This window comes from Paenibacillus sp. OK060, assembly GCF_900101205.1.
GTDB classification, from domain to species: domain Bacteria; phylum Bacillota; class Bacilli; order Paenibacillales; family Paenibacillaceae; genus Paenibacillus; species Paenibacillus marchantiae.
In genome coordinates this window covers 53,368-63,818 of record NZ_FNFR01000017.1, presented here as the reverse complement: position 1 = coordinate 63,818, position 10,451 = coordinate 53,368, and the positions used below count along the sequence as shown (strand labels likewise).

The window sequence follows — 10,451 nt, the reverse complement described above, 5'->3', positions numbered from 1 at the left end:
CCATTATCTCACTAACCCTCCCTAAAACTTCAACTCCTTGGATGAGTGAGCACACTGTAGTAAGCGTAAAAATGAGCATGATAATTTGAAGTGGGGTATATGGGTACAACTGTGTATTTACAAAATCAGCTACATTCCGAATTAGGGAAGACGAACTGATCGCGAAATAAAACAAATATATACATACCATTCCTGTGCCCATTCCTGTGCCAAGCATTTTTATGCAAAATTGTATAAAACCATTGTTTGCACTTGCCTTATGGATTTTCAAAAAAACAAGCATGAGTAGAACACCCAGTGGAATACCGGCGATTGCACAAATCAAAGAGCTTTCTTTGGCATACGAAGTAATTGAGGAAGGATAAACAAACAGCATGTCTCCCATAATCAACAGCCAACACATGGCACCCATTTGTATAGTTGTTATTTTTTCTTTATTGAACATTGAGATAATCCTCTTTTCAAGGGATATTATTACTTCTGTAATATGTCCCAAGGATTGGATGCTCTATTCAATACAATAAATTGATAAAGAGAGGGGATATCCATGGAAGTCCTTATGAATTGCTTTTCGCTGACCCTTTGATCAATGTTTTTAGGCTCTGTAGTAAAAGAACGCTATAGTGTCGAAGGACAAGAACATAGTCCTATTGAAGTCGCTAATTTAGCGAATTTTTTATGTTATCGGTACAAGTTCGTGTCCGAGCCAAGGACATGAACTTGTATCGTCTGCCGATTAGGTGGATACCTAAATTTAAAGCACTGTAGCTAAAACCTCAATAGTAGATACAAGCACATTAATATAAGACTTCACTTGGAATAACAAATATTTTTGTATCAGGACTTTTTTTTTCTGACCTAAGGCTTCATCATACTGTATGCAGCTGCACAATTAACAAAGAACATACACCTACTGATAGGCTAGATGCCTAATAGTAGGTGTATTCTAGTTAAACGAATCTTAACAATTAGGTTATAAAGTAATAAAAAAAGGAGGGGGAAACAGGATGCAAGAAGCTGTCGTTTGGGGGCCGTTAATTATTAAATACAATTGGCTTGCAATACTCTTTTCTGTACTGACAGCATATTTAACCATGAAATATTGGTTGAAGGGTAAGAGCGATTTAAGCAAGCCTATACTAAATGATATAACCAATGTATTTTTATGGGCATTCCTGATTTGGAAGTTTAGTGTGATTATTTTTAATCCCGTCACTGTTTTGAATAATCCGTACTACATTCTTTATTTTACCGGGGGTGGGCGTGGGATCTTGCTATCGGCGATTGTAGTTCTTATCTTCTTATCTATTCAAAGTAGTAAGCGTAGAATTACCTTCTGGGTGTATGCGGAAGTGTTGGCGGCAGGCTTATTATCTTATATAATGTTCTATTCTATGTTCAAGCTCATCTTTAACAATCCGACAACATCATCATTTCTGTATGATCTCAGTCAAATTGTTTTAGCAATCGTACTATTGGTTTGGATGTATTGCAGAAAAGAGGGCTTTGATAATCCACAAGAAATCAATCAACTTATTCTTTGGTTCAGCATCGGACAGATTTTAAGTTACTTTTTTAAAAGCTTTTCTGTAGTAGTCTTCTTAGGATTATCTAGTGAGCAGCTTGTTTATTTAGCTGTTGCTCTATGTTGTTTGACTATTCACAACTTTATAAAAAAAGAGCTTAAATGAATCTTAACAATCCTGCGTTATGGTTGTTAAGAACAGAATACTTTGCTGGAGGAATTACAAATGGACAATATTTCAATTTTATTTGCTTTATCGGCAGGGGCGCTATCCTTTTTTTCACCCTGTATTTTTCCGCTTTTGCCTGCTTATCTTGCTAATCTTACAGGCTCTTATGGGAGTGGAGAGAAAACCAGTGTTTCTAATAGAACACTGATGATTCGTTCCGCTCTCTTTATCCTTGGTTTTACTGTGGTTTTCCTGCTTATGGGTGCTTCCGCGAGTATGATTGGACAAATTTTCACTGCGAATCGAGGGTTGTTAGAAAAGATTAGTGGACTACTCATTATTATATTTGGCCTACAGATTGCAGGGATTTTAAATCTTCGTTTTCTCATGTTTCAAAAGCAGCAGGAAACCAAAGCTCCAAAGAATGGAAGCGGGTGGAATTCATTTGTCGTGGGAGTTGCTTTTGGAACGGGTTGGACACCTTGCGTCGGTCTGGCTTTATCTTCAATTTTGTTGTTGGCCGGATCTTCTGAAACGATGTACCATGGAATCTTTTTATTGTTGTTTTATTCGTTGGGTTTAGGAGTTCCTTTTTTATTGATTTCAATCTTAATTTCCAAATCTAAGGGTATCATGAGAAAAATAAATAAATGGTTACCGCTTTTGGCACTGCTGAACGGATGGATTTTGATCGCGATGGGCTTTCTTTTATTTTCGGGCCAATTGCAAAAGTTAAGTGCTTGGCTTGCTTCCTTCGCGCCAATATTCTAATAAAAGGGGATGATCTTTTCTATGAAAAAAAATTTTATCGTCATTGTTATCCTAATCGGTTTGGTTGGGTGGGGGATTTATGATACAAGTAAGAAAAATGGTGACCGTCAAGCAAACTTGGCTAGTAGCCAACCAGCAATGGAGGGAATAGATGACTCCTCACTGAGTATTGGTATTAACCAAGGGAACGTTGCACCAGACTTTGTGTTAAATAATCTGGATGGTAAAAGTTTTAAGCTTTCTGATTTCAGAGGACAAAAAGTAATCGTCAATATGTGGGCAACCTGGTGCCCGCCCTGTAGAGCAGAAATGCCGGATATGCAAAAATTTTATGATAAGTATAAAAATGAAAATACCACAGTAATTGCAATAAATATGACAACTTCAGAGAAAAGTGTAGATAGAATTCCCGAGTTTTTAGATGAATTTGGGATTACATTCCCAGTGTTATTAGATAAACAAAATAGCATAGGGGAAATATACCAGGTTTATGCTCTTCCTACGAGCTATATCATTGATTCGCAGGGTATTATTCAGCAAAAAGTTACAGGTCCAATGAATTATGAAATGATGGAAAAACTAGTTAAAGAAATACGCTAAGTAAATTTGGAGGTGTTTGGAATGATAGCAGAGGGAACCGGGATTTTAGTAGTAGAAGATGATGTGAAAATTCGAAAGCTGATCGTCTTGTACCTGGAAAAGGAAGGGTATGAAGTAATTGAGGCTGGAGATGGGGAGGAAGCTCTAGATGCCTTTAAAAAAAATGACCCTTGCCTTGTTATTTTAGATTTAATGCTTCCTAAAATAAGTGGTGAAGAAGTCTGTAAGAGTATTCGAGGAGATTTGAAGGAAGGAATTCCTATTATTATGTTAACAGCTAAAGTAGAGGAAAATAACCGGATTGAAGGATTGAAATCGGGAGCCGATGATTATGTAACGAAACCGTTCAGTCCGGGTGAATTGGTTGCACGGGTAGAATCCATTTTGCGGAGAACGGGCCAGCGGTGTAGCAAACTTACATACCGCGGAGTAACCATCAAACAGTTACGGGGTGAAGTACACTATAATGGGGAAACCATTCAACTCACACAGCATGAGTTCCGTCTTTTGTATTTTCTTATGGTGCATCCCAATCAAATTCTAACTAGGGAACAGATCATTGATGAACTGTATCCCAATAATGAAAAGGTAGTAACAGAAAGGTCGATCGATGTTCATATAGGTAGATTGAGAGAAAAACTGATATGGGATGGGGACAACGCACTAATCGAAACTATTCGAGGAATGGGGTATCGCTTTGTTGCGTTTCAAAAATAATCTATTACAAAACAACATCATGTGGAAGTTTACACTGATCAATGTCGCGGTCATTGGTATTGCCATTTGGTTCGCAGGAGTTTCGGTAAAAGACTATGCTTGTCTGTTGTTTGCTAATTCCCCGTCTGTGACTCCAGGGGAAAGCGTCATTTTCAATCAAACGATGCAGACTTTTTTAATTAAAGCAAGTCTGACGGCTGTGTTGATTGCAGCGTTCATCCACTACTTTTTTGTAAAAAAGTTGATTCTTCCTCTCAAGGAATTGGGTCATGCAACACGACAATTGGCTCAAGGGGAAATGCCAAACCCCTTATCGATTCGTGTTCACGATGAAATTGGTCTGTTAACAGCTGACTTTAATCAATTGAGCCTGAAATTGAAACTAGTAGAGGATTTAAGAAAAAAAATGCTGTCTGATATCTCACATGAACTGCGGACACCATTAACGAATATAAACGGATATTTGGAAGCTTTAAGCACAGGGGTTATTCAGGGCAATAAAGAGCTATTTGAATCCATTCACGAAGAATCCATACGCATTACCCGTTTAGTTGAGCAGTTACACCAATTAAATGTGTGGCAAGGAAAGAAGATTTCCAATGAGAATAAGATGAATGTACTCTCTATAGAAAATCTGATTGAATCCTGTGTAGATCACTTTTCATTGGAGTTCAAGAATAGCGGGGTCATTATTGATCTCAAGACTGAAGCAGCGGAAGTAGTAGGAGATGAAGATGGCCTAAAACAGGTGCTTCACAATCTTCTGACCAATGTACTGCAATATGACGAGGGTGGATGGGTTGAGATTACAGGAAAGCAGAATGAGTCAAACTACCAAATAATCGTCAAGAATTTAGGCCAGCCGATTCCTGAGGAACATGAATCTCTAATATTCGAGAGATTCTATCGGGTAGATTCATCCCGCAGTAGGGATTCAGGAGGATCAGGATTAGGGTTATCTTTAGTGAAGGAAATTATTGAGCAGCAGGGTGGAAAAGCAGGATTGCGGTCAAAAGGGAACGAGTACTCCTTTTGGTTTACTGTACCTTTAAAAAAATAATACCAATATTATTGAACTAATATCCTTTGTAGAGGACGTTTTAAAAAAAGCTAGGCAACTTGAATGAGATGCAGTCTATACTTTGAGCCAGTGTCGTTTTGAGGTACCATACTTCTCCATGATTCTGCCGTAAGTCCAGCCTTCGTTGACGTGTAAGCATATGCCCTCGATCCTAATCTCATATAATACTTTTTTCTGTCCTCTTTTCACTGACATTAAAATGCAGCCGCCCTTAGATTTCATCGGATAAATTAGGTTATTCCAAGGTCCATTCTAAGGGCTGCAATTCGTAGGAGATGGAGGGCTACTAATTCATTCAGCAATTATTTTTTCCTATTGTCTCTGGGTCCGAAGTGACCATTTGCTAATTAGAGTTGCCCACACTGATTAGTTTTCTGGCACTTAACAATGAGTAAATGAGTATGCGTTATAATTTATCTACATACCAATAAGTACATTTCTACTTGCGGGGCCCCAATTCGCCCCCTTATAACCTGTCATTCCCTCAAGGTTAACAAAACAAGGCAGTACGGTATACAATACACCTGACACTGCATTAACCCTAAACGTGATATGAAATCTCATGTTTGAGTTATCGACGGGTACGATCTGTGCCATATCAGGACGTATTGAGTTTGAAGACATCAGTGCGTCACTCATTCCTACAGTTGCAATACCGGTAGGTGTTTCCATAGTACTCCTGATCCAGTAGTTTGAAATATGGGTTGCTGATCCTAAATCTGTCCGCTGATCATACGTAATCAGAATTTGATTTGTTGCACTCTGTTTTGCTTCCAAAAGAATTGGATGCGGTATCATCTGACGCTCATTTTGGAAATTAAGCATTCTTAATTGCCCCCTTAAGTAAACTTAGTCAACAGCCTATACATTGTATTAATGTTAAATTGTTTATATACCATTGGGGCCATTGGGTGTCTTAGCATATTTCAACTAGGAAACGCTAAAATGTAGATGTACTGGCGTATCCTTGTTAAGGGACAAGAACTTGTTCCTGTTTCCTATTAGGCATCTGTCTAATATGTTTTCACTCGTTAATTCATTAAGCTAACGGGCAGTTTAGTTCCAATATATAGCAATATAACAATAGTGAATAATGAGGGGAGGAATATAAGTGTCATATCCATTTGATTGTATTACGGAGTTTATGTTTTTTGAAACAACTATGGATTCCGCTGATGTGATCATGGTTCCGGGAGGAAGCCATCCGCAGTTTATGGAAAGTGCAGCTGAAACTGACAAGACTGGAATTACCAAAGATAACTGGTTTCTTGATGATAAGAAGATTACTCCCGTTATGAAAGAACTAACTAAGGTGGGGCAATATTTTGCCCATCATATACCGAATTGGGTTAGACCGTTAAACTAACGGGAAACGTTAGTTGAGGAATAGCAAGGAGCAGTTTGCTCCTTTTTAATTAAGATAACTGGAGGTTAATGGAGCAGTTAGATAGAATAAAAGCTTTGGAAAATAGTTTTAGATCGGAGATGAGGTTGATACTGTGACACTATTTTATTATATTGCTGCAAGCTATGAGCTTCCGACAGGCTCATTTGGAAAGAAAAAAACAGTTATGACTATTAATGAATATGTTACGAATGTAAACCCTGCCGCTAAGGATCAACTCAATATGCAAATACTACTGGAGAAATACCCAAAGGGCGATAAACTTATGGAGGTTTACGATACGGAAGAGGATGCAGCAGGATTATATATAACCGGTCCCATAACCATGCAATCCTCACATCCTTTCCGTCATCCATTTGTTTACCAAGTGAACCCCGAAGGTGGTGACTTCGAGATTAATGACGAGATTAAATATTCTCACCCGATTTTATTTCAGACAAGCAAAAAGTGCTTAGTAGAGCTTTTCAAATATATACGCAGCAATCTGAGAATAGGTGAAGACTTAGAGTTGTATTGCTGCTGGGCTCACGGACAGGAAAGATTTTTGGATGCTCCAAAAAAAGAACTCGACCTCGTGATTGAACTAGCCACATTTCAATTGGGGAATGAGTTCGAGTGGAAAGAACGTCAGTATATAAGCGTTAAGAAGTGAGGTTATGAGCCAAATATATGACTTCGGTTTTCCGTGCTTATAGACATATGTACAAAATCCTGATTTTGTGTAAATGTATTAATTACTTACATGCCAAATTCCCACTGTTCCTGTTGCCTTCCTCATTTTATCGTTCGGTGTTTAACCTTGCTTCTATGGTTCCTTAAGCCTATGCATCTGTCTTCAACTGTCCTTTTTATTGTCTGACTAATTTTTCTATTATTTTTGTATTTTGTATAACGAAAGGTGGTGTGCTTATAGCACATCACCTGTTTTTTTTTTGAGCTAGAATCCTTAAAGTGATTTAACTCTTATTATTTAATAGCAAAACTAAAGCTTGTATGGATTCTCCCACCAAGTTCTTCATCTTGAACTTTCTTGGTCTTTAACCAATTTCGAGATTCATTCAGCATGTTACTTGTAATAAAATTACCATCCTTATAAATTTGGAAGTTAAGATCTGGATAAAAGTTTTCTATTACGAAAAAAAAGAATTTATACAAGCAAAAAATATCATTAAATTCAGTCCGAGTATTTTTATGTTGAAAATGTAGATGGGATGTTGGATGAAACACCTTTTTATTGCCCGTGTAATTGGCATCATAATCAATTCTAACTGGGCTTCTAAAAGTAAAATCACTATGCCTATACGTCTCTTCAATAGGTGTATAATCCAACATATATTCTATTTCTAATCTATCATTATCATAAATCTCCAGATATTCATGTGAAAATGGACAAGGAAACCACAATAAATTATAACTAGCCAACTTATTCCCCTCGAATTCATAATTAAATCTAGCGATAGAATAATCATTAAAAAGTACATGATATGATCTCTCTCTAAAGAGTGCCAAGTATTGACTACAGCTATTGAAGAATTTTTGACTCAAAGGACTGCGTTCATCTGTTGTATCAACTAGATTTTTAACAGAAAAACTTGTTTCCGCACAATTTGGTTTAATAGAATCAAGTATAAGGGTCCCTTTGTACATATCTATTAGCGTTGTGAATTGCGACTGTAAATTTAAAATTGCATCATTCATCTTCTATCTTCTCTTGTTTTAGAATGTCCCTTAAATCATTAAGCTGTGGAATACTATCTGTATTTAATTCTCCTTTTCTTATCATATCAATTAAATATTCTGCAAATTTTTCAGCATTATTAATTTGTTTTTTCTTTTCTTGATTTGCATCTTGGTTTAATAAGTTAAGTTCCTTAATTTCTTCCTCAGAGGGAATTTCAATTTCTAAACTATAGTCTTTAATAACACATTTTTGTACCTCTTGCTTAATTTCAGCCATGCCACTTCCAGTTCCAGTTATTCTAACCCACGCTCTTGAACGTGTAACAGCAGTAAATAAAGTATTTCTAACGCTAATAAGATCGACTTTTTTTGCTCCATACTCCCCATCAACTAGATAAACCATTGGACGTTCATTTCCTTTTGCACGATGAATATGAGTGCACGTAACACTTCCCTTCTCTGTAAAAACATCTCGACTGACATTTTTACCTGGCATTATACTTTTGATACCTGCCATTGATAAATACTTTTCTAATACATCATAATTTTCATAGGATTTTAAAGGTTCTGGTAAGATAACTAAAATATCGTCTGGATCTAACTCATCTTCTTCGATATTTTTTTTAATTTGTTGCGCCACCCATTTATACTCTGCGCTCTTTGTTTCAAATGCATCGTGAACAAACACAGCGTCACTATCTGTCATTAGATTTGCAAAATATTTTGGCGTAGCTGATTCTTTCCTCTGTAGTTTTACAAAAGAATTAAAACTCAATTCTCCACCAGTTTCTTCATAACCTATATCTCTCCAAACATCTAAATCGTCAAAAAATTGTACTAGTGGCTGTGTGCTATTTCTGTAAATACCAAAACCTAATGCGTGGGCGATTGTTAGTGCCCATTTTGTATTCCTATAGCAAATTGGTAGAATAATATCGGTTTGAGGCTGAGAAAGATCACTACTATTCTCAATTTGTACTAAAGGATTATTATTTTCATCTACACCGAACATTTCTATTAATGATGGCATTGAGCTTTCATTCAAAGTTTGAAGTTCATCATATGCATATACTATTCTTTTTTCCGGTGTTCTAAATAGTTTATAGACAAGTCTAAAAAATGATGAAGGCATATCCTGTGCTTCATCAATTAATACGTAATCATAAAGAGGTAAATTATCAACATTTTTCATTTGAAAGGAAGTCAGTAATTCTTGGCAAATCCCACCAAATGCATTTTTATTTCCGAAAGCACTTTGTGCTCTTTTAAATGTATAAATTTCTGCTTTGATCTTTTCAGCTGCTGTAGAGTAAATTCCTGGCTCACTTAAAGTTCCCCACGAATGCAAAATGTGGACTTTATCAAAATCGACCTTACCATCACTAAATTGTTGATAAAATTCACTTATTAGCTGTTTGAACTGTTGATAAAGTGATCTTGAATAAAAAGTAACAGCTATGTCTGCTTCAGGCTTTAAAAAGTGTATATATGCTGCTTTCAAAGCTAACACTACAGTTTTTCCTGAGCCTGCTAAGCCTCTTATTCTTTGTGGTTTGTTAGGCATTTCATAAGCTGCTGTTCTCTGCCATCTATCCATATTTGCCACTTCTAGTTCGATAGCTTTAATTATTGAACCTTTCGAATCTGGGTTCTTCAGAAAATTTCTAACCTTTTTGGGTTTAGCAGAAACTACTTTGTCTAGGGATTCATTCAGAGCCTCAAAGTATCTTTCTTCGAAGACAGTAAGTCCATCATAATAATCTTTAAAGTTAGCCTCTGTAACATAATCAACTGGTTCACCACTAGGAGGTATGTCTGTTTCAGATAGCACGTAATTTACTCTCGAGATGGTTACTGCTAAATCAGTTCTTCTTCTTAATCTACTGTTTTTTTCCAGCATAGATCTTAAAAGAAGGTAAATTCTATCTATTTCGTTAATATCACTTTCTGTATCTCCTGATGAAAAATTGATTGCTAATAAACCTTTTTCTTTTGTTACAATTAATACATCTATTATAATTTTTGAGTTATCCAGTTCTGACAATGCAAAGCCATAATATAATGTTCCATTGTATTTTTGATTTAAGTAGTCAATATTCTTTTGAAAAGATGCAATTGCTACAGAATTACTCTTTTCTCCATTTACTATATGAAGCATGCTATTCCTCCTAATCTTTACTTGTTTATATTATATAACATTATTTATAAGAAAAATCGTTAACGATATAAGTATAAACCCCTTTATTTTTTTTATTCAATGCTTCTACCCATATCAGACTGTTTCTCAGAATAATTAATTACTTATAGTACCTAATGGACGAAATGCATTAGGTACCGCTCACGATTAAGAAATTAACCAATTAATTATATCATAGTCATGCTTTATTTTTAGAACATTTTATAAATCGAATGAAATATATTACCAATTAAACAACAAGCGATCAGGAATCGTATTTGTAAGTTCGATGAACAATTATTATCTCTAATGAACCCAATATCTTAC

General features: G+C 36.0%; 11 protein-coding genes. 7 read left to right on the top strand and 4 right to left on the bottom strand.

Annotated features, from left to right (window positions below; translation table 11 throughout):
- Positions 1–445, bottom strand: a 445-nt coding sequence (locus tag BLS14_RS31680) for a GerAB/ArcD/ProY family transporter (RefSeq protein WP_176854909.1), incomplete at its 3' end; no start/stop codon positions are given.
- 562 nt (positions 446–1,007) lie between these two features.
- On the opposite strand from BLS14_RS31680, the gene BLS14_RS31675 reads away from it, so the two are divergent.
- The 5 genes from BLS14_RS31675 to BLS14_RS31655 are packed head-to-tail and all read left to right on the top strand — an operon-like array spanning position 1,008 to position 4,842.
- Positions 1,008–1,691 (top strand): hypothetical protein, encoded by a 684-nt coding sequence (locus tag BLS14_RS31675; RefSeq protein WP_090955814.1) that lies wholly within the window; start codon positions 1,008–1,010, stop codon positions 1,689–1,691.
- A 60-nt stretch (positions 1,692–1,751) separates the two neighbouring features.
- A complete protein-coding gene (locus BLS14_RS31670) occupies positions 1,752–2,465 on the top strand; it encodes a cytochrome c biogenesis CcdA family protein (RefSeq protein ID WP_090955812.1) in 714 nt (237 codons plus the stop codon).
- A gap of 21 nt (positions 2,466–2,486) precedes the next feature.
- The gene (locus tag BLS14_RS31665) at positions 2,487–3,065 is read left to right on the top strand and encodes a peroxiredoxin family protein (protein WP_079697465.1); all 579 of its coding nucleotides are present in this window, start codon (positions 2,487–2,489) and stop codon (positions 3,063–3,065) included.
- A 21-nt stretch (positions 3,066–3,086) separates the two neighbouring features.
- Positions 3,087–3,782, top strand: coding sequence for a response regulator (locus BLS14_RS31660; RefSeq protein WP_079697464.1), 696 nt, complete (start codon positions 3,087–3,089; stop codon positions 3,780–3,782).
- Positions 3,763–4,842: a sensor histidine kinase gene (locus BLS14_RS31655; protein WP_256336781.1), complete on the top strand. Its 1,080-nt coding sequence runs from the start codon at positions 3,763–3,765 to the stop codon at positions 4,840–4,842. The genes BLS14_RS31660 and BLS14_RS31655 overlap by 20 nt, the downstream gene beginning before the upstream one ends.
- A gap of 438 nt (positions 4,843–5,280) precedes the next feature.
- Here the strand turns inward: BLS14_RS31655 and BLS14_RS31650 are convergent, their stop codons facing one another.
- A complete protein-coding gene (locus tag BLS14_RS31650; protein ID WP_079697463.1) occupies positions 5,281–5,688 on the bottom strand; it encodes a hypothetical protein in 408 nt (135 codons plus the stop codon).
- 286 nt (positions 5,689–5,974) lie between these two features.
- Between BLS14_RS31650 and BLS14_RS31645 the strand changes: the two genes are divergently transcribed.
- Together BLS14_RS31645 and BLS14_RS31640 are read left to right on the top strand one after the other, a co-directional pair.
- Positions 5,975–6,229, top strand: coding sequence for a hypothetical protein (locus BLS14_RS31645; RefSeq protein WP_090955810.1), 255 nt, complete (start codon positions 5,975–5,977; stop codon positions 6,227–6,229).
- A gap of 133 nt (positions 6,230–6,362) precedes the next feature.
- Positions 6,363–6,920: a hypothetical protein gene (locus BLS14_RS31640; protein ID WP_090955808.1), complete on the top strand. Its 558-nt coding sequence runs from the start codon at positions 6,363–6,365 to the stop codon at positions 6,918–6,920.
- Positions 6,921–7,234: 314 nt separating this feature from the next.
- Here BLS14_RS31640 and BLS14_RS31635 read toward each other — a convergent pair whose 3' ends face one another.
- Both BLS14_RS31635 and BLS14_RS31630 read right to left on the bottom strand, forming a co-directional pair.
- Complete coding sequence (locus BLS14_RS31635; RefSeq protein WP_090955806.1) at positions 7,235–7,966, bottom strand: DUF2290 domain-containing protein; 732 nt, start codon at positions 7,964–7,966, stop codon at positions 7,235–7,237.
- Positions 7,959–10,106 carry a DEAD/DEAH box helicase gene (locus BLS14_RS31630; RefSeq protein ID WP_090955804.1) on the bottom strand — a complete coding sequence of 716 codons (2,148 nt, stop codon included), beginning with the start codon at positions 10,104–10,106 and terminating at the stop codon, positions 7,959–7,961. Before BLS14_RS31630 ends, BLS14_RS31635 begins: the two co-directional genes overlap by 8 nt.
- Between the last annotated feature and the right edge of the window lie 345 nt (positions 10,107–10,451).